Source organism: Psychrobacter sp. AOP7-B1-24 (assembly GCF_052376215.1).
Taxonomy (GTDB): Bacteria; Pseudomonadota; Gammaproteobacteria; order Pseudomonadales; family Moraxellaceae; genus Psychrobacter.
This window is the reverse complement of record NZ_JBQSVL010000028.1, coordinates 1-19826: the sequence shown is the minus strand read 5'-3', so window position 1 is coordinate 19826 and position 19826 is coordinate 1. Positions and strand designations below refer to the sequence as shown.

The window sequence follows — 19826 nt, the reverse complement described above, 5'->3', positions numbered from 1 at the left end:
ACTGTCAGTGCCATACTCGAAGGGTTAAACACGCCCTAATAAACACACTTATTCAAAGTCGCGGTCATACATTTGTGCATAATAGCCTTGTAATTTCATCAACTCTTGGTGCGTACCTAACTCTACAATCTGTCCAGCATCTAACACAGCAATGCGATCAGCTGACTCAATGGTCGTTAATCGATGAGCAATCACCAAGGTCGTGCGGTCTTTCATCACATTATCAAGTGCTTGCTGAATATAATGCTCTGACTCATTGTCTAGCGCGCTGGTCGCCTCATCTAAGATCAAAATTGGCGCATCTTTTAATAGCGCTCGAGCAATAGATAAACGTTGACGTTGCCCACCAGATAACTGTAATCCTTCAGCTCCGATTTCACTCTGATAGCCGTTTGGCATTTGCATAATAAAATCATGAGCAAAAGCATCTTTAGCAGCACGCTCAACTTCAGCTTGTGTTTTATTGGCTAGGCTGCCATAAGCGATATTGTTAAATACTGTGGTATTAAACAGCACCACTTGTTGATTAACCATCGCAATCTGAGAACGTAAACTCTCTAACTTAATATTTTCAATAGGCATACCATCTAACGTAATCTGCCCTGAAGAAGTTGATAAGGTACGTGTCAGTAAATTAACTAAGGATGACTTACCAGCTCCGCTTCGTCCTACTAATGCAACGGTCTCTCCTGCACGTATATCTAAAGTGAAGTCACTCAGTGCCACTGTTGAATCTGGGTACACCAAGCTGACATCATTCAGTTTCATCTCACCTGATAAGTTCGAGCTAAGAGTGCCTGTATCTTTTTCTTCTGGCTCATCGAGCAAAGCAAAAATTGACTCACCTGCCGCGATACCTTTTTGTAGCTTTTGATTGACATCCGTTAGCGAACGCACAGGTTTACTGAGCAACCCTGCAGCGGCTATATAGGAGATGAACTCACCAGCTGAAATATTATCAATCACCGATGGACGCAGTGCGAGCCATACAACAACCGACATAGCTATTGCCATCAACATCTGTACGGCTGGTGTATTAATGCTATTTGTAACGACTATTTTCATACCTTGGCGTAAGTTCTTTTTTGATGTTTTATTAAAACGTTCAGCCTCGTATGCTTGTCCCCCATAGTTTTTGACCACTTGATAACCACCAATGACTTCGTTGGTAATATGACTGACATCACCCATCGTCTCTTGAATACCTTTAGACAGCTTAAGGTAGCGCTTGGATGCGATACGAATTAGCCACAGAATTGGCGGCAATACGAGAAACAAAATTAAGGTTAAGCGCCAATTGCTATAGAGCAAAAAGCCTATCAATGCTAATACTGTCAAGCCATCACGTAGTACAGTCTTCATTGACTCTGTACTAGCAGCAGTTACCTGCTCAACATCAAATATGAGCTTCGACGAGATCGTACCTGCTGGATTGGCCAAATAAAATGAGCTTGGTAGACGCAACAATTTATTAAAAACTTCCACTCGCAACTCATAAACCAAATTGCGCGAAACCAAAGCAGAATAATAGTTACCCAAAAAACTACCTAAACCACGCACAAAAAACAACACCACAATCAATAATGGAAACAAATTCTGTTTGCTCTGATCACCTTGATTGATAGCATCAGTGATGTACTGTAAAAGTTTGGCAACCCATATCTCTGTCCCCGCATTAATAGCAAAACCTAAAATAACCAGTATCAAGGCCCACCAGTAAGGCTTGAGATAACGTAGTAGACGCAGTAGCGTCTGATGTTTAGGGGTGCTTGATGGCTTTGCTGACAACTTTTTAGCAGCATTTTTATTAGCGTTGGGTTGGTATGCTTGGCTCATAAAAGCCTCAATTTGAGTATCTTGGTATGAATGGACTGTACTCAAAGTACAGTTTTATAGGAGTGTTTGTGACACTAAAACAGCAATCGTCAATTCACAATAATTCAGATATTAAAAAGTGAGTAACAGCACTACAGATAGTAGACTGAGCGAAAATAACACCGTCTCTGATTCATAAGAAATTGACTATCTATTACTGCGGTAACGGCTGACCAAGTGGCACAACTGTGCTGATATTAAGGTTCAAGAATCCTAATTTTCCCGCAATGTCCATCACCCTTACAACAGATTGATGAGTGGCATTGGCATCTGCAGCAATTACAAATAGCATGTCACGATTACTACCCGCTTCTTGCTGTAGCATACTGGTCAATTCAGCCTCATTACTGCTAGCAAGCGTGATACCATTGACCAAATAACTACCATCTTCTTGAACGGCTACTTCGATGCTGTTTTGTTGTTCTGTTTGCTCAACACCTTCTGCTTCAGGAAGAATAATATTTAAACGACTAAAATGATTAAACGACGTTGCAAGCAGCAAAAACACGATCAAAAATAGTAAGCAATCAATCATTGGTGTTAGATTAATCTCAAGTGGTTCAACGGTTGGTTTTCTAAAGCGCATATCACTCTCTTTAATATTTTACTGTGCTTTGACATATACAACCGTCTACAAATACTATTTTCTAAAAAAACAGTAAGGAAAACGAGTGCAAATGCTATGCATTATAGGCTAAACGATTTTGACACAGCCAATTATATTTTTGGGGTTTTTATAAAATAAACAAGAATATTAAGAAGTCGCTGCTGCATCTTTATGCTTTGAGCTTAAGGCATCTAACGCAGGTGTACTCACTACGATATTTTCCAACGATGCATTAGAATCAGACTCTTTAGCACCAAAACTCTGTGTATTTCCTAACAAATGGTAATCATACAGCTCTTGAATCATTAATCCCGCTTGGGTCTCAAACTGGGCATTGATATCAATGATACGGCGCTGAAAATAACGATAACCAACCAATGCAGGAATAGCCACAATCATACCAGCGGCAGTAGTAATCAATGCCTGTGACACCCCAGCAGCAAGCATGGTTGGGTCTTGCATTGCGCCATCAGTGATTGCCAAAAACGAAGAAATAATACCCAATACCGTACCCAACAACCCAAGCAACGGCGAGATTGCACCTATGGTGCCAAGCATATTAATATTTTTTTCTAACTGATGCACTTGCACGCTCGCACGGTTCTGCATATGCATTGTCATAGACTCTAAACCATACTCACGATACAGCAAACCAGTCGCCAAAATATCACCCAAAGGTGTCTTTTCTTTGACATTCATCAATTGCGTACGGCCAATACTACCATTTTCACGTAGGCGAGTTATCAGCTGTTCGCGTAACCGGCCAGGTACAATTTTATTAAATTGTAAAGTATGACTACGCTCAATAATGATAACTAGTGCTAATATTGAGCACACTACGATAGGCGTCATCAACCAACCACCTGCTTTTACCAACTCCCACATACTAACTCTCTTTTATACTTTTATAAAAATAGTGGTAACTAAGATAGCTCAACTTTGTACAACCATGACAAACCTGATAAATATCTTAAGCCTGTGCTTCTATGTGTTTAATCAAAGCTGCTAACTGATCTTCATTTTGAAAGAATATCTCAACACTACCATGCCCATCTTTTTTATGCTTAAGCTTAACTTCAGCGCCAAGCATGTCTGTTAATCTCTGTGTCAAACGCTCAGCATCACGAGACTGTGCTTGTTCGGTACGATTAGTTTTAGAGACCGGTTGCAAAATTGACTTAACAAGTTTTTCAGCTTCACGTACGGTCATCCCACCATCGATTATTTTTTGGGCAATAATCGGCTGTTGTTCAGAAGATAAAGCTAGAAGTGTGCGAGCATGACCCATATCTAGTGCGCTGGTTGCTAAATGGTCTTTTACCGTGTCGTGTAACTGATTCAGGCGCAGCAAGTTCGATACTGTTGTACGTGCCTTGCCAACAACTTCCGCAATCATCGCATGACTCATACCAAACTCAGTATGAAAACGTTGTAACGCTGCTGCTTGTTCAATCACAGACAAATCTTCACGTTGGATATTCTCAATCAAGGCAAGTGCAATAGCCAACTCATCAGATAATGCACGCTCAATTGCTGGGATAACGGCTTTACCAGCCATTTTTGCAGCACGCCAGCGACGTTCACCGGCGATAATTTCATGGGTAACAAACGCTTCACTCTTATCTTCATTGGCCAATAATGGTCGAATCACGATAGGCTGCATAACACCATGCTGCTCAATCGAAGATGCCAATTCAGCAAGTGCCGTTTCACTCATGTCACGGCGCGGCTGATACTTTCCTGCTTGCAAAAGCGTTACATCGATTTGCACCAAGCTAATTTGGTCTTCACTACTAACCTCTACTGCATTCACACGGTTCTTATTTGCAGTATTTTTAGCAACGTTTTTATTAATAGTGCGTGCCGCTCGTGTCTTACGATTGCCATTTTCAGCAGTATCGTTCGCTACGGTATCAGTCTCTGTGGGCTGTGCAGTCCGTTTCTCATTGACTGGCATGTTAGTCGCATTTCGCGTATCAATATCTGGTGTTTCAGCTGGCAAAGTCTTATCACGTGCCACTACATCATCTTGCAAGGCGGAGGCGGTGATTTGCTTTTCTTTTTTGATTGACCCTAACAAGGCATCTAAGCCTCGGTTGGCAGCCAACCCTCTTTTCTTCGCCATGATTACCTATCCTCTAACGCTAAAATAAAAGCCAAATAATGATTGATGCGGCTTACTCGTAAATATGATATTCGATGCTTATTTGTCTAATTTGTTCTGTGTACTTATAACCAGACTTTTTTTGATTACTAACAACTATCAGCTTTGTTTCATCACTTCAGCGGCCAGCTTTTGATAAGCGCGAGCACCTTTTGACCATCTTTCGTACGCGATAACAGGTAAACCATGTGCAGGTGCTTCTGCCAAGCGAATATTTCTTGGAATATGTGTCTTATACATGATATCGCCAAAGTGAGACTCCAATTCAGCAGATACATCACGAGCCAAGGTGTTACGCGCATCAAATAGCGTCCTCACGACACCGCGTATATACAGTTTCGGATTTAGCTCAGTTAGTCGCTCAATCGTCTGTGACAAATCTGCCAAACCTTCTAATGCATAGTATTCACACTGCATCGGAATAATAACACCATCGGTGGCAACCAGCGCATTAATCGTCAACAAGTTCAAACTGGGTGCACAGTCTATCACGACATAATCATAAGCGGGTTTTTTAGCCGCTATCTGATCGCTGACTAATGTCGCCATCGCTGTCTTGAACAGTTCATGACTATTAGTTTTATTCATCAAGGTGATATCCATACCAGCCAAATCACGATTAGCACCAATCACATCAAATCCTGCTGGACTGGTCACAATCGCCTCCGACAGTGAGACACCATCAAGCAAGACATCAGCGATGGTCAGAGTCAGCTCATTTTTATCTACACCTGTGCCGCTGGTCGCATTGCCTTGTGGGTCTAAGTCAATCAGTAATACATGCTTACGCTTAGCAGCCAAGCTAGCGGTCAAATTTACCGCTGTCGTGGTTTTCCCCACACCGCCTTTTTGATTCGCGATTGCTATGATTTCCATACACTCACTCAGTTTAATTAGAATTTATTACTATTATTTTTACTTTAGCCACTACAATATTTGCTACAAATATTTCAATCTGTCAAGCCAAGGCATCGTCCCTTGGGACATAAGACATATCAACTCTTCATTATACAAACAGCTCGCTTGATATCAATGCCATTCAATCATTATGTCGTTGTCATACAGACATAAACTCTGGTTCACAAAAAAAGTAATGGCTGTTTGCTAACTAAAAGGTGCTCATAGCTTAGACATTTTTGCGAAACAATTCAATTAAATGACGACTGTCATGCAAACGTGGCACTTTTAGCTTAATGGTTTTAATCTGCCAATCACTGTCTAGTGCCTGCAACTCTTCATCACTCGGCACCTTACCTTTCATGGCACATAAATAACCGTCTTTTGCCAGTCTTGGCTGTGCCACCTCAACAAAATCTATCAAGCTAGCAAAGGCCCTAGAGGTAACCACGTCATAACTCGCTTCATGCGCTTCAATACGAGAAGCAATAGGCGTCATATTACTCAAACCAAGTTCGCTACTAATCTGCTTAATAAACCGGATTTTTTTCTGATTACTATCAAGTGCGCTACATTGACGCTCAGGTTGACAAATAGCAATAATCACCGCAGGTAATCCTGCACCAGTACCGATATCAAGTAACGACCCCGATGGCAAATGCGTTATAATAGCCAGGCAATCAATCACGTGTTTGATTAAAGCTTCTTCAGGATCGGTAATCGCCGTCAGATTATACGCTTTATTCCACAACAAAAGCTGGTCTAAGTACAATAATAATGTGCGCTGCTGTGTCTCACTTAAAGATAGACCCAGCTCATTTATTGCCTTTGCTAAAATATTGGCTAACGCTGGTAATTGTGAGCCAAGCTTAACAAAGCCAGTCGGATCAATACGGATATTGCCGATACTAGCAGACGACAAAGTAGTTTTAGCAGAATCTGACATACAACGAGTTACCCAGTTTTAACATGTTAACCGTCTATTTTATCACGCACTTTGCTCATTGAATAGTTGCAGATTGCACCAATGTTAGACATCTTATACTATCTACACTTAGATTGAGACGTTATTCTACTTCGGTAGTCGTAAACTCACTGTTAATTTTCATCTATTTTACTCATCTCACTAGAGCACGCCCTCATTTTAAAAAATAGTGGTCAAAATAGCCAATCTCAGTCACACGGAATGCAGCATAGATACCAGCTGCCACAAAATCAATAACGAATATAGCTACTCTACCCTCTCAAGACGATATACCATATACCTATGATTGAACAGATACCTGCACCCAATTCTCAAATATCACGAAACACTAATAAAAAAGATACCAATAATATGGCAACACCCACTGCTAAATTGACAAACGATGAGCAAGAAAAAACAAATACACCGCACCCACTGTTTATAGAAGTAAAACAACGCTGCCTTATTAGCGCTGACCAGTTAAAGCGTTATAGCGAGCCAAACGAGCTGCCGACAGACACACGTACAGCACCTGATTTAGATGTTGGTTTTGGTCAGCAGCGGGCACTAAAAGCCTTGCACACTGCTTTAGATATACGGGCCAGTGGTTATCATGTGTTTGCTGCAGGAGAAAACGGCTTAGGTAAACGCACTGTTATCAGCCGCTTGCTAACGCGCATTGCTGCTGATGCACCAACACCAGATGATTGGGTTTATGTGCATAATTTTACCGATCCGCGCACCCCTTTAGCTTTGCGCCTGCCTGCTGGTCAAGCATCACTACTTCAACAGCAGGTAAGCAGTCTTTGGCAACAAGCAAAAAAACGGCTGAGCCAACGCTTTCGTAGCGATCAATATCAAAGCAAAATCGAAGCCATAAAAAACGATACGCATCAAAAAGAAAGTCATGCTTACGAAGCACTCAATGCTGAAGGTAAGCAGTACGACTTAGCATTGACGTTTCGCTCATTTGATAATAAAGCCATGTTCGTACACCCAAGCCAGCTAACGGTAGACAGTGATAACGATCAGGAAACCGAAATAGACAAAATATCTAACGATAATAAAAACAAATCAACGATAGCAGACGATCATCACGATAATACAGCCAGACTGAACGACAGTGCTGATAACAACTCCAATAATACAAACGATGATAGCCGCACCAAATCCGGCAACAGTGAATACGAATCTGAACTGAATAATTTTGTGCAAAAGAACCATATGCAAAAACGCTTGAGCCAGCTAACTATTGCTTTAGAGCGATTAGAAGATGAGGCCAACGATGCTATAGAAACACTACATCGCAATATCGCACGCCGCACACTACAGCCTTTATTCACTCCTATTTATAAACAGTTTGCCAACCAACCGCTGATCGTTGACTATCTAAAATCAGTATTTACCGATATGGTGACCCATGTAGAGCGTATCGTTAATGGTGATGATGAAGAGTTTGTAAAAGCAGTTTTGACCACGACACCAAGTCGTTACGCAGTCAATGTTATTGTTAGTCATACGCCAGATAGTGGTGCACCCGTCATTTTTGAGGATTTGCCAACGCACTTGAATTTACTGGGTCATGTTGAGCAAATCACCCAATTAGGCACAGTAACCACGGATGTCAGTATGATTAGAGCTGGTGCTTTACATCGTGCCAATGGTGGTTATCTACTATTAGAAGCCAGTCACTTGCTAGAGCATCCTTATGCTTGGCAAGGTCTCAAACGCGCGTTACAGTCACGAAAAATAAAACTCTCTAGCCTAGAGCAAATGCTTACCTTAACAGGGAGTTTATCATTAGCGCCTGCACCCATTGACCTTGATATCAAGGTAATTTTATTGGGCGAAGCCGACTTATATTATGAACTATTAGAACTTGAACCTGAGTTTGATGCCGTATTCAAAGTTCGCGCCGACTTTCATGATGATGTGGTTCGTACCAGTGAGCACGAATTGGCTCTAGTGGCAAAAATGGCTGATATCATTGACTATGCAAATCTTTATCCGTTTGATCGTAGTGCACAAGCTGCCCTACTTGAGCATTTAAGCTTACAGGCCGAAGACCAAGACCGACTTAGTCTACATAGTGATTTACTGATTAAGCTACTACATGAATCTAACCGCCATGCACGTTTGAGCGGTAACAATATCGTCGAGGCCTATCATGTCACACAAGCCATCGATGATATGGACGAACGTTCAGGATACTTACGTGACTTATATTGGGATGAACTCAAAAATGGTCAGCAACTGATTCAAACACAAGGCAACGCTATCGGACAAGTCAATGCACTCACCGTAGTCAGCTATGCTGATAGTGAATTCGGCATGCCAGCCCGTCTGACTGCGGTTATCCAACCAAACATTGGTACTGGTGAAATTCTCGATATTGAGCGTGACGTAGATTTGGGTGGGAGCTTACACGCCAAAGGCATGCTGATTATGACCAGCTATTTACGGGCATTATTCAGTCAGCATCATGCACTGAACTTTAGTGCCTCACTCGCTTTTGAACAAAGCTACGCCCATATCGATGGTGATAGTGCGACTGTCAGTGAAGGCTGTGCGCTATTGTCTGCCTTAGCAAACGTACCTATTGATCAATCTTTTGCCATTACCGGATCCATGAATCAGTTGGGCGAAGTCCAAGCGGTTGGCGGTATCAACTCTAAAATAGCTGGTTTTTTCGATGCTTGCCGAGAGCAAGAGCTCAATGGTCAGCAAGGTGTGGTCATTCCCATGGCTAACGTCAAACAGCTCATGCTGCGTGATGATATTATTGCTGCGGTCAAGGCTGGTATGTTTCACATTTATGGCGTCCATACATTAAGTGAAGCATTGACACTGATGACTGGCTTACCTATCGATACTATGAACAAAAAAGGACGCTATCGCAAAGGCACATTGTTTGGCAAAATCTTAGAGCGTTTGATGCTATGGGACGACAACCAAGATGACTACGAAGGCATTGAAGATAAAAAAGTAAAAAAGAAAGACAAGAAAAAACAGAAAGCCAAACGTCAAAAAAAAGCAGACAAGCGTAAAAAGGAAAGACAAAAAAATGAGAACGACAGCAATGAGAAAAAGAATGAAAACGTAAACACCAATGAAATACTAAGCATAAATAAAGAAGAGAATGAACAATCTATAGACAGCATCTAAGTATATTTTTTGCTCATTTTGATGACTATTAATTGAATTGAAGACATACTCTAGACGCTACGGTGGTTTTCTGCGATGATAAATATCTAGTAATACGCCAAAATAGGTGAATCTAAATAATTCAGATGTAAGAAAGGCTAGTAAATTTACCACCAACCGTAGACTTCATATTTGCTTTATATAGAATTACCATATAAATAAACCGACTCGATACTTCATAAAGGCTATCTCTTAATGACTGTACACCTGCACAACGCCGATAATATTTCAACTAATACAGCCATGAATGAGCCTGATACAACGCTAGTGACTGAACAAAGCAGCGCCTCAACAGATAATAGTGACAATCGACATGGTGCAGCGACGACTGCTCGACAATGGCAAGTATTATCACAACTACAGCGCAATCGTTGGGTCGGCACGACGCACATCTACGAACAGCTCACACTTGCGGGGTTTGCTGTCAGCCTACGTACAGTACAACGTGATTTAAATGCCCTAGCAAAACGATTCCCTATCGAAAAAAACAATGCCAACCCTCAAGGTTGGCGCTGGAAAGATGATGCCCCATTACAAAGTTTACCGCATATGAATCTGTCACAAGCGGTAGCTTTCAATATGGTTGAAGCAAATCTCACCCAACTACTTCCACCCGTTATCCTAGATGAGCTGTTTCCTTGGTTTGACTTGGCACGGCGCCAACTTAAAAACAGCAAAGTTACCCATTCATGGATAGATAGAGTACGTATCGAACCCGCCACACAGCCGCTAATTGCGCCACATATTGATTTAGATAGTAAGGACAATATTTATCACGCCTTATTTTATCAGTTACAAATAAAGGCCTGCTATACACGTAGTGATAAGTCGCAATCTAGCGAATATATCCTCAACCCCATTGCTATCATCCAACGTGGTGTCATTATCTATTTGCTGGCGACTCGTATCGACGATCCTGAAGTGGTCATTCGCACCTTTGCCTTACACCGTTTCTCTAGCGTTGAGATACTTGAGAGTGCCGCAAAAACACCTGACAACTTTCAACTCGATACTTATCTAGATGCAGGTGGCATGGGTTTTAGTCATCCATTATTCGGTGAGCTGCCTGACCATGGAAAAAACACCGCCATCGAGCTACAATTCACTAAGCAAGCAGGCAAGAGCCTTACTGAAAGCAAGCTCAGTGACGATCAAATCGTCACATTGGATGATAATACGCTAACTATTCAAGCAACGGTCAACCTAACCTCGCAGCTGGTTTGGTGGTTACGTGGTTTTGGTAGTGGTTTACTAAACGCCAAACCTAAGCTGTTATATCAAGCCGTATTAGACAAGTCTCTCGACAACAAGTAACAACCGATATTCATATTGTCAAAATCTTACCAAGATGCAGATTTTACGATCATTTAAAAAATTAGAAACGAATAAGGACTATTATGTCAGTCACTGCCCCATCACTGTCAGACAGTTTAAGAGGACTGGGCTTAGATTCGGGAACTTTGTTTTTTGCGCTAAACTATGAATTTACAAAAATTGAGCCGAAAGGTATGTTTAAGCGCTTTAAAAAAGACCAAAGTGCGATTGATATTGATTTAGCATGCGTACTGTATGACAAAAACTGTAATATTAGTGATATCGTCTGGTTCAAACAATTGCGTGATACAGCTGAATCAGTTAAACATCAGGGTGATAGCCTGAACGGTAAAGATCGCGGCGAACAAGCCATGTATTTAGCACCCCTTGATCAGGAGCAAATCCGACTGTATTTAAATAAAATTCCAGCTCATATCACTCATATCGCTATGCTTGCCAACTCTTACCATGGTCATCCATTTTCTAGAGTTCAAAAAGGCGAAATTCATTTGAGCGATGATGAAGGTAATCACTGTTTTGAAGTTAACCTAAAAAAACTACCACGTGACTGCACGACACTTTGGGTGGCGCATTTGCGTCGAGAAGTAGAAGACTGGCATTTAACATTACAAAACTTACCACTGCCTGCCGAAAACCTAGCAACTGCCGCACAAGAAGTAGCATATGAGCTAGCACGTGCACTTCCGTCACAAGGCTTATAACATCAAACACTCAAAATAGTCAGCTTAGTCACTCTAAGCCTCTATCATCAACAATGAAATGGCAAAAAGAACACTATCTCCGAGAGCCGCTGCTTTACAACGGCTCACCGCAATGCGGGCAAAAATTCTTTTGTCGTACTTCAACTGCTTTTTCACGGCGTTCCAATGCTTGCTCACGTAATACTTGCAAGACAATATTTTGCGCTTGCTCTTTATCCAAGCCTAACTTGCGACGAATCTTATCAACCATCATCTGATTCTGTACCAAATCAAAATCACTATCGATTAGCTGCTCTCGAAAGTGCTGTTCAAGCTCTTCACGACGTTGAGCAAGCTCATTTGCTAGACCGGTCGCGAGAATACCGGCAGGTAGTGCTGCTAGACCCACACCTAAAATAGTAATAACTGCACCCAGTATTTTACCAGCATTAGTAATGGGCGTGACATCACCATAACCCACTGTTGTTAGCGTAACTACCGCCCACCACATTGCTTTGGGTATCGACTCAAACTCTTCTGGCTGGGCATGGTTTTCTACCAAATAAATACCACTAGATGCGGTTACGATCATAATAATCAAAATAAAGATGACAGCTTGGAACGAGCCTTTTTCTTTACTGATAACCACTAACAAAATACGTAAAGAAGCAAAATAGCGCGTGAGTTTGAGAATACGAAATAAACGCAGAATACGTAAGAAACGTAAATCAATAGAGACAAAGAAATTCAAAAATGCAGGAATGATAGCAATCAAATCAATCATTGCAGACGGACTTTTTAGCCAATTCCATCGCTGTCGCCAAGTCGTACCATCTGGCTTAACTTCAGCAACGCTCCACAAGCGCAGTAGATATTCGATAGAAAACACCACAATTGAAAAGTTTTCAAACCATGTAAAATAGTCTTGATAAGGGTAGTACCAAGTATCAACTGACTCTGCAATAACTGCGGCCACATTGGTCATGATGAGAAGTATCAAAAAATAATCAACATAACGACTAAAGAGCGTATCATGCTCCTCATTCTGCAAAATATTATAAACAAAAATACGTAAGCGCCGTATATATTGAAGTAGCATGCCATCCCTATGCGGTGAAACACCGGTCTTATATTAGTAATATACTGAACAGTATAGCGCTCTTAGAGTACTGCTCGTAGTGAAAATCAATACTGGTTAGACAATACGGTAAGTTATTATATAAAGTCTAAATAATAAATATAAACTACCGTAAATAATGTAAAAACAATTGCCATCATAGCGAATTGTAAGAACTGCTCATCAGCATGTAGTTGCTGACTGACATCTTGTGCCGGCAGTAGAAATAGACTGCACTCTGGACAACAAGAATCTATACGATTCAACATTTTCATAGAACGCGCATGTTTACAGCGCAGAGGAGAATTACTACAATAGCCGATCATAATATATTACGCCTATTTTTATACCATCATCATTTATACAATAAATGACGCATAAACAATTCTTATTGTAGCTTATGAAATAAAAGAATTGAATATACGTTTAAAACCTTACAGTTAAAGCGGATTTGTATTATAATAGAGCTATAATGTTACAGGTTAATCAATAATCATAACATTGTGTATCCGTGACTAATGTTATCCCTCATTAGAAACTGACCCATAATCTCTCACATTGAGGAACCAAACGATGAAACTACAATCCCTAGTTTTAGCCGCTGCTACTGCACTTACGATGACCACTGCTTTTGCTGTGCCTGCTGGCTCTTGGTCTATCGCTGCTGGTGCACACTATGTAGACCCTAAGAGTGACAATGGTACTCTTGCAGATGGTGCACTCTCTGTTGATGTTGGCGGCGATGCGCGCCCAACACTTACTGGTGAGTACTTCATCGCTAATAATGTTGGTGTTGAATTATTGGCAGCGATTCCATTCAATCATGACATTACCTTAACAACTGCTGATGGCGACACAATTGAAGGCGAAACTCAACACTTACCCCCAACCCTATCTTTACAATATCACTTCGACTATGACAATATGCCGATGAACATCAAACCTTTTGTCGGTGTTGGTGTTAACTACACTACGTTCTTTAAAGAAAAGCTATATACAGGTGATGCAGCTGATTTAGATATTGATGATAGTGTAGGTGTTGCTGGTCATATCGGTGTTGACTTCCCATTGACGTCAACAGACGCCTTCCGTATTGATGCACGCTATATCGACATCGAATCAGACGTCAGTCTAAATGGTGAGAACCTCGGCGAAGTAGATATCAGTCCTTGGGTATATGGTGTTGCTTACGTAAAAAGCTTCTAATGTACTAATGTCATGAATAAAAAAGCCAGCTTAATAGCTGGCTTTTTTATCTTTATCATTTAATAAAATGACAATTGTATCAATAGAAAAGGCTATCCGTAGATAGCCTTTCTTGAACCAGTACTATTATATCGTTGAGTTTATAGCAAAATACGACGTGGATCCGCCAGTAACGTTGCAATATAACGCGTAAATACTGCAGCATCTGCTCCATTAATCACACGATGATCATAAGACAGTGATAACGGTAGCATCAAACGTGGCTCAAAGCTTTGCTTCTTAGCATCCCAACGTGGCTGCATACTCGCTTCTGACACCCCTAAAATACCTACTTGCGGCCAGTTTACTAATGGTGTAAATGCCGTACCGCCCAAGTTACCTTGGCTCGATATGGTGAAACTCGCCCCTTGTAAATCTTTAGTGCTGAGCTTCTTATCACGAGCTTTAACTGCCAACTCGCCAATCTCAATAGCAATTTGCTTCAGACCCTTGTCTTGTACGTTTTTGATAACAGGTACAATAAGGCCATCATCTGTTGCCACTGCGATACCCATATTGACACTTTTACGCAAGATAACTTGAGTATTGTCATCACTTAAGTGACTGTTAAAGCGTGGATGTTGGGTTAACGCATAAGCAGTCGCTTTGACCACGAAGGCTAAAATAGTAAAGCCAATACCTTCTGCTTTCATACCGCCTTTTAGCTCGCCACGTAGTTTTTCGGTCTCAGTGATGTCAGACAAATCGAACTGCGTTACTTGCGGCAACAATGTATTGTAATTGAGTTGAGGTATCGAGACCTTCTGTAGACGGCTAAGATCTTGCGTCGATGTTTCACCCCAAATCTCGGTATTACTCATGTCTGGTAATGTTGGCAGGCTTGAAGTAGCCACATTGCCACTAGCAGGTGCCGCTTTTTGAGTGCTTAGACTTTCTTTAACATGCGCAAACAAATCTTCTTTTAGAATACGATCATTCAGTGCCGAACCGCTCACTTTCGTGATATCCACACCTAACTGACGTGCCAGCTTACGTACAGCTGGACCTGCATAGACATCGACTAGCTTTTCATTTACTTGGGCTTCTGTCAGCTTGTCATTTTTATTGCTAGCAGCTGTAGTAGGCGTTGACGATTTTGTTGCTTGCTTTGGTTCGCTTGCAACAGTATCAGCCGCTGCTTTCTCAGCTTTTGGTTGCTCTGATGTAGGCGCTTTTGGTTTAGAGGTCTCTGTACTGGCTTTTTTAGCAGCAGGCGCATTACCTACAATCACAATGAAATCTTGACCGTTGGCAACTATGTCACCAGCTTGAACCAAAATCTTCTCGACCGTACCTGACACAGGTGCAGGCACTTCGACTGAAGCTTTATCAGATTCAATCAATAAAATCGATTCATCTGCATTAACAGTATCGCCAACACTAACCATGATTTCAGCAACTTGTGCCTCATCCACACCTAAATCTGGCAAGGCATAAGTAGCTGCTGCTGCAGGCTCATCACTACTGCTGTCATCAGCTTCCTCAGTCTGACTCTCTTCAACCGCTTGGCTTTCTGGAGCGCGTTCACTTTCAGCAGGCTCATCGCTAGAAGAGTCACTACTGGTTACCGCTGCTGTTTCGGCAGTACCTTCATCACTCTCAAGCTCTATCAGTACCATGCCTTCACTAACTTGGTCACCAACAGCAATACTAATTTTGGTGACTTTGCCAGCAGCAGAGCTTGGTACTTCTACAGATGCCTTGTCTGATTCTAATAACACGATGTTGTCATCTTTTGCGATAACATCACCAACTTCTACCATAATTTCGCTGACTTCAGCGCTATCAACACCCAAATCTGGGGCTTTAATATCCATGGGTTATCTCCTTGTCTTATGATTATTATTCTTTGACATCACCATTATTCGGTAAATTTGCATCCGCTTGATTTTCATTACTGATTTCATCATCGTCTTCAGCGATAAACTCAGGTACCGGATTTGGGTTTACATTACCTGGTGCTGGTGCATCTGGAGAATGATCATAATAAGACTGTTGTTGCCATGCAGGTGGATGATCCACATCAATGTCTAAGCTTGAAATCGCGTCTTTCACCAAACGCATCTCAACTTCACCTTCATCAGCTAGACGTTTCAGCGTTGCCACCACAATGTGTGCAGCATCAACGTTGAAGAAGCTGCGTAGGTTTTCACGCGTATCAGAACGACCATAACCATCAGTACCCAAAGTGGTATAAGGACGGTTGTCTGGTAACCAAGCACGGATTTGCTCAGAATAGTTGCGCATATAATCGGTCGCTGCAACCACGATACCTTCGTGCGGTGCCAACTGCTCTGTAACCCAAGGCACTTTCTCTTCTTCCATTGGATGTAGACGGTTATAATCATCACAAACCATGCCGTCACGAGTCAGCTCGTTGAAGCTAGTCACACTCCAAACATTGGAGGTGATATTGAACTCATCTTTTAGAATCTGTGACGCTTTTTGTACTTCGCGTAAGATAACACCAGAGCCCAATAGCTGTACTTGCGTTGAGCCATTATCTTCAAGCAGGTACATACCACGTTTGATACCTTCTTCAGCACCTTCTGGCATAGCAGGTTGCTCGTAGTTTTCGTTCATCAACGTCAAGTAATAATAAACGCGTTCGCCTTCACCATACATACGGCGTAGCCCATCATGCATAACGACTGCTAGCTCATAACCAAAGCAAGGATCATAGCTGACACAGTTTGGTACGACATTGAATAGAATTTGTGAGTGGCCATCTTGATGCTGTAAGCCTTCGCCATTCAGCGTTGTACGACCAGCCGTAGCCCCTAACAAGAAACCTTGTGCTTGACAATCACCTGCTGCCCAAGCCAAATCACCCACACGTTGGAAACCGAACATGGAGTAATAAATATACATCGGAATCATCGGTAATGCGTTTACAGAGTAACTGGTTGCCAATGCAATCCAAGTACTCATGGCGCCTGCTTCATTGATGCCTTCTTCTAACATGTGACCATCAATAGCTTCTTTGTAGCCCATTAACGCTTCGCTATCTTCAGGCGTATACTTTTGACCAACAGCTGAGTAAATGCCTAATTGACGGAACATACCTTCCAAACCAAAAGTACGTGCTTCATCAGGTACGATTGGTACAACACGATCTTGAATGTCTTTATTCTTTAGCATTGCTGACAATAAACGTACAAACATCATCGTGGTGGATTGTTCTTTGCCATTACTACCTTTTAGTACTCGATCGAAAATCGATAGCTCAGGAATATTCAATGGAATATGGCCACTACGGCGATTAGGCAAGTGACCACCCAATGCTTCTCGACGACCTTTGAGATATTTCATCTCCGCTGAACCTTCTTCAGGGCGGTAGAATGGTAGTGTCTCTAGCTGTTCGTCGGTAAATGGCAGATCAAAACGATCACGGAAATACATCAAAGCTTCTTGATCCAGTTTCTTAATCTGATGTGACTTATTGACAGCTTGTGTTTGAGTAGATAAGCCGTAACCTTTCACAGTTTTGACCAAGACAACGGTTGGCTGACCTTTGGTTTTCATAGCTTCACTAAAGGCAGCATATACCTTCATTGGATCATGACCACCACGGTTTAGGCGTGAGATATCTTCATCAGATAACGCATTAGCCATTTCTTCTAGCTCTGGGTACTTATTGAAAAAGTGCTTGCGAGTAAATTCAGGCGTACGGGCTTCATATAACTGATACTCACCATCAACCACTTCTTCCATACGCTGTTTCAACACACCTGTATGGTCATTGGCTAGTAGACTGTCCCACTTACCGCCCCAAATAACTTTAATTACTCGCCAACCTGCACCGCGGAATACAGATTCCAGTTCTTGGATGATTTTCCCATTACCACGTACCGGACCATCAAGACGCTGCAAATTACAGTTAACGACCCAAATCAGGTTATCCAGCTTCTCACGGCCAGCAAGAGAGATCGCTCCTAAGCTTTCTGGCTCATCAGTTTCACCATCGCCTAAGAATGTCCAAATTTTACGGCCTTCTTTTTCCAACAGCCCACGGTTTTCCATATAACGATGTACATGGGCGTGATAAATAGACATGATTGGACCAAGTCCCATCGATACCGTTGGGAACTGCCAATAATCCGGCATTAAATATGGATGAGGATAGCTTGATAAACCTTTACCACCGACTTCACGACGGAAATTATCGAGCTGATCTTCAGTCAAGCGACCTTCTAAATAAGAGCGAGCATAGATACCTGGCGCTGAGTGACCTTGGTAATAAATCATATCACCACCGAAATGATCACTAGCCGCACGGAAGAAATGGTTAAAACCAGTTTCATAAAGCGTTGCACTAGAGGCAAATGTCGCCAAATGACCACCCAAGTCATCATCATTTTTGTTCGCACGCATCACCATGGCCAATGCATTGTAACGAATCAAAGCACGAATTTTACGCTCAATGGTCAAATCACCAGGATACATCGCTTCATCTTCGACCGCGATCGTATTTATATAAGCGGTATCCAAACGATTGAATGGCAGTCCTTCTTGAACCGCCATGTTGTATAGAGCTTTTAGCAAAAACTGAGCACGATCTTTGTCCGCATGTTTGAGTACAGACTCAAAGGCTTGCAGCCATTCCTGTGTTTCGGTGCTATCAGCATCCTTATAATAGTTCATCTTATTGTCCTTTTTTATCAGTCAGCCCTGCATAGTGGCAGGGAGTTATTAAATCAAGTATCAATCAATACTGTCTTACATAAATCGTTTGCTCAATGACTTCCTTGTTAATTTTAAGAAATGACATTTCACAGGTTAGGTTTATAGGGCTGTATTTAACGGCTTCATAAACATAGTCGCTGCATAATAGATAGCTGCCCAACATAACCAATCAAAAAGAAAACAGCAGTGTCTCTTATTCCTTATAAATGGAACAGCTAGATAATAAAGGCAAAGTTGCCTTTGGCCTCTACAGTCAATTATCAGATGATAATAACTCTTCATTATAGGCTCTTCTGACATAGATGTTTATAGCTGTAGAGAAATGGTAATATGACAAGTATTTTTGAAATAAATAATGATTAGTTGCTAAGTAAATATTTACTAAAATAACATGTCTTTGGTCTTACTACTGTTAACTGTTTTACAGCATGACATTTTATCGCTTAATCACACCTTTCATCTTTTTTAGCTATGGGCTAAACCATAAAATCCTTATCATACAGATATAATAAATTTCGTCTTTTATATAGCAAAACTGTTGTTACAGTGAATATTATTTCAGGAAGTTAAATGCAAAAAAGTCAAATTCGTGGCTGCAAATATTACTCCGGCTCTACGCTCATGTTTGCCATCACAACTGCTGCTATTTTTATTATGGCTATATTAGTCACTATTAATGCAAAAGCTAACTCTTTGAACCTGCCTGCAACTGCTACCTACTCGACAACACCTAAGATATAGTCATAAAGTAATACTGGTTTGGCTGCTTACATGCCTTAGTAAATCTTTACTTCTTCATAATCAACAATGCACTGCTGCAATAAATACTTTTAATTTGTCCATGTCTGAGTTCCACAAGTCCTACATTAAAACTACATTGCATTTGAATACAAATAGAGTGCTTATTAGAATAAAGTCATTGATAAAGTGTCTAAATTTAGACTGTATCAAATCGAAACTCTGCCATTCGGTGACCTCAACACGCAACCTATCTTATTCATTATAGATTTTTATATTTTTTTTGTTACACTCAAAAACGCTTATCCTTACTA

The 19826-nt window shown here is 41.4% G+C and carries 15 protein-coding genes; 5 read left to right on the top strand and 10 right to left on the bottom strand.

The window, feature by feature from the left end; all coding sequences use genetic code 11:
• Window positions 1-48 precede the first annotated feature (48 nt).
• The 6 genes from msbA to rsmG all read right to left on the bottom strand — a co-directional run bounded on the left by msbA (window position 49) and on the right by rsmG (window position 6489).
• Window positions 49-1836, bottom strand: coding sequence for a lipid A export permease/ATP-binding protein MsbA (msbA, locus tag ACT3QP_RS07540; protein WP_442440241.1), 1788 nt, complete (start codon window positions 1834-1836; stop codon window positions 49-51).
• Window positions 1837-2029: 193 nt separating this feature from the next.
• Window positions 2030-2461 carry an ExbD/TolR family protein gene (locus ACT3QP_RS07535; protein ID WP_192518758.1) on the bottom strand — a complete coding sequence of 144 codons (432 nt, stop codon included), beginning with the start codon at window positions 2459-2461 and terminating at the stop codon, window positions 2030-2032.
• A 168-nt stretch (window positions 2462-2629) separates the two neighbouring features.
• The gene (locus ACT3QP_RS07530; protein WP_225739103.1) at window positions 2630-3367 is read right to left on the bottom strand and encodes a MotA/TolQ/ExbB proton channel family protein; all 738 of its coding nucleotides are present in this window, start codon (window positions 3365-3367) and stop codon (window positions 2630-2632) included.
• 85 nt (window positions 3368-3452) lie between these two features.
• The gene (locus tag ACT3QP_RS07525; RefSeq protein ID WP_192518757.1) at window positions 3453-4607 is read right to left on the bottom strand and encodes a ParB/RepB/Spo0J family partition protein; all 1155 of its coding nucleotides are present in this window, start codon (window positions 4605-4607) and stop codon (window positions 3453-3455) included.
• Window positions 4608-4745: 138 nt separating this feature from the next.
• Complete coding sequence (locus ACT3QP_RS07520; protein ID WP_192518756.1) at window positions 4746-5522, bottom strand: ParA family protein; 777 nt, start codon at window positions 5520-5522, stop codon at window positions 4746-4748.
• 250 nt (window positions 5523-5772) lie between these two features.
• Window positions 5773-6489 (bottom strand): 16S rRNA (guanine(527)-N(7))-methyltransferase RsmG, encoded by a 717-nt coding sequence (gene rsmG, locus ACT3QP_RS07515; protein ID WP_442062345.1) that lies wholly within the window; start codon window positions 6487-6489, stop codon window positions 5773-5775.
• Window positions 6490-6879: 390 nt separating this feature from the next.
• Between rsmG and ACT3QP_RS07510 the strand changes: the two genes are divergently transcribed.
• The 3 genes from ACT3QP_RS07510 to ACT3QP_RS07500 all read left to right on the top strand — a co-directional run bounded on the left by ACT3QP_RS07510 (window position 6880) and on the right by ACT3QP_RS07500 (window position 11747).
• A complete protein-coding gene (locus tag ACT3QP_RS07510) occupies window positions 6880-9672 on the top strand; it encodes an AAA family ATPase (protein WP_444525039.1) in 2793 nt (930 codons plus the stop codon).
• 282 nt (window positions 9673-9954) lie between these two features.
• On the top strand, window positions 9955-11025 hold the full coding sequence (locus tag ACT3QP_RS07505) for a helix-turn-helix transcriptional regulator (protein ID WP_444525050.1): 1071 nt from the start codon (window positions 9955-9957) through the stop codon (window positions 11023-11025).
• Window positions 11026-11108: 83 nt separating this feature from the next.
• Window positions 11109-11747, top strand: a complete 639-nt coding sequence (locus ACT3QP_RS07500) for a TerD family protein (protein ID WP_192518753.1) — start codon at window positions 11109-11111, stop codon at window positions 11745-11747.
• Between the two features lie 94 nt (window positions 11748-11841).
• Here the strand turns inward: ACT3QP_RS07500 and ACT3QP_RS07495 are convergent, their stop codons facing one another.
• Window positions 11842-12825, bottom strand: coding sequence for an ion transporter (locus tag ACT3QP_RS07495; RefSeq protein ID WP_444525038.1), 984 nt, complete (start codon window positions 12823-12825; stop codon window positions 11842-11844).
• Window positions 12826-12941: 116 nt separating this feature from the next.
• Entirely contained in the window at window positions 12942-13118 is a 177-nt protein-coding gene (locus tag ACT3QP_RS07490) for a hypothetical protein (RefSeq protein ID WP_192518751.1), read from the bottom strand.
• A gap of 298 nt (window positions 13119-13416) precedes the next feature.
• Here ACT3QP_RS07490 and ACT3QP_RS07485 point away from each other — a divergent pair, with 298 nt between their 5' ends.
• Window positions 13417-14049: an OmpW/AlkL family protein gene (locus tag ACT3QP_RS07485; RefSeq protein ID WP_192518750.1), complete on the top strand. Its 633-nt coding sequence runs from the start codon at window positions 13417-13419 to the stop codon at window positions 14047-14049.
• Between the two features lie 140 nt (window positions 14050-14189).
• Here the strand turns inward: ACT3QP_RS07485 and ACT3QP_RS07480 are convergent, their stop codons facing one another.
• Both ACT3QP_RS07480 and aceE read right to left on the bottom strand, forming a co-directional pair.
• Window positions 14190-15905 carry a 2-oxo acid dehydrogenase subunit E2 gene (locus ACT3QP_RS07480; protein ID WP_444525037.1) on the bottom strand — a complete coding sequence of 572 codons (1716 nt, stop codon included), beginning with the start codon at window positions 15903-15905 and terminating at the stop codon, window positions 14190-14192.
• Between the two features lie 25 nt (window positions 15906-15930).
• Window positions 15931-18732, bottom strand: a complete 2802-nt coding sequence (gene aceE / locus ACT3QP_RS07475; protein ID WP_192992001.1) for a pyruvate dehydrogenase (acetyl-transferring), homodimeric type — start codon at window positions 18730-18732, stop codon at window positions 15931-15933.
• A 612-nt stretch (window positions 18733-19344) separates the two neighbouring features.
• Between aceE and ACT3QP_RS07470 the strand changes: the two genes are divergently transcribed.
• Window positions 19345-19515, top strand: coding sequence for a hypothetical protein (locus tag ACT3QP_RS07470; RefSeq protein ID WP_192518747.1), 171 nt, complete (start codon window positions 19345-19347; stop codon window positions 19513-19515).
• The last annotated feature ends 311 nt before the right edge of the window (window positions 19516-19826 follow it).

What these genes read in the sequence shown, in the direction of transcription:
- ACT3QP_RS07530 (WP_225739103.1), bottom strand. Translation starts at nt 3,367, where the DNA reads ATGTGGGAGTTGGTAAAAGCAGGTGGTTGGTTGATGACGCCTATCGTA.
- ACT3QP_RS07505 (WP_444525050.1), top strand. Translation starts at nt 9,955, where the DNA reads ATGAATGAGCCTGATACAACGCTAGTGACTGAACAAAGCAGCGCCTCA.
- ACT3QP_RS07485 (WP_192518750.1), top strand. Translation starts at nt 13,417, where the DNA reads ATGAAACTACAATCCCTAGTTTTAGCCGCTGCTACTGCACTTACGATG.
- ACT3QP_RS07510 (WP_444525039.1), top strand. Translation starts at nt 6,880, where the DNA reads ATGGCAACACCCACTGCTAAATTGACAAACGATGAGCAAGAAAAAACA.
- rsmG (WP_442062345.1), bottom strand. Translation starts at nt 6,489, where the DNA reads ATGTCAGATTCTGCTAAAACTACTTTGTCGTCTGCTAGTATCGGCAAT.
- msbA (WP_442440241.1), bottom strand. Translation starts at nt 1,836, where the DNA reads ATGAGCCAAGCATACCAACCCAACGCTAATAAAAATGCTGCTAAAAAG.
- ACT3QP_RS07470 (WP_192518747.1), top strand. Translation starts at nt 19,345, where the DNA reads ATGCAAAAAAGTCAAATTCGTGGCTGCAAATATTACTCCGGCTCTACG.
- ACT3QP_RS07490 (WP_192518751.1), bottom strand. Translation starts at nt 13,118, where the DNA reads ATGAAAATGTTGAATCGTATAGATTCTTGTTGTCCAGAGTGCAGTCTA.
- ACT3QP_RS07495 (WP_444525038.1), bottom strand. Translation starts at nt 12,825, where the DNA reads ATGCTACTTCAATATATACGGCGCTTACGTATTTTTGTTTATAATATT.
- ACT3QP_RS07535 (WP_192518758.1), bottom strand. Translation starts at nt 2,461, where the DNA reads ATGCGCTTTAGAAAACCAACCGTTGAACCACTTGAGATTAATCTAACA.
- ACT3QP_RS07480 (WP_444525037.1), bottom strand. Translation starts at nt 15,905, where the DNA reads ATGGATATTAAAGCCCCAGATTTGGGTGTTGATAGCGCTGAAGTCAGC.
- aceE (WP_192992001.1), bottom strand. Translation starts at nt 18,732, where the DNA reads ATGAACTATTATAAGGATGCTGATAGCACCGAAACACAGGAATGGCTG.
- ACT3QP_RS07525 (WP_192518757.1), bottom strand. Translation starts at nt 4,607, where the DNA reads ATGGCGAAGAAAAGAGGGTTGGCTGCCAACCGAGGCTTAGATGCCTTG.
- ACT3QP_RS07520 (WP_192518756.1), bottom strand. Translation starts at nt 5,522, where the DNA reads ATGGAAATCATAGCAATCGCGAATCAAAAAGGCGGTGTGGGGAAAACC.
- ACT3QP_RS07500 (WP_192518753.1), top strand. Translation starts at nt 11,109, where the DNA reads ATGTCAGTCACTGCCCCATCACTGTCAGACAGTTTAAGAGGACTGGGC.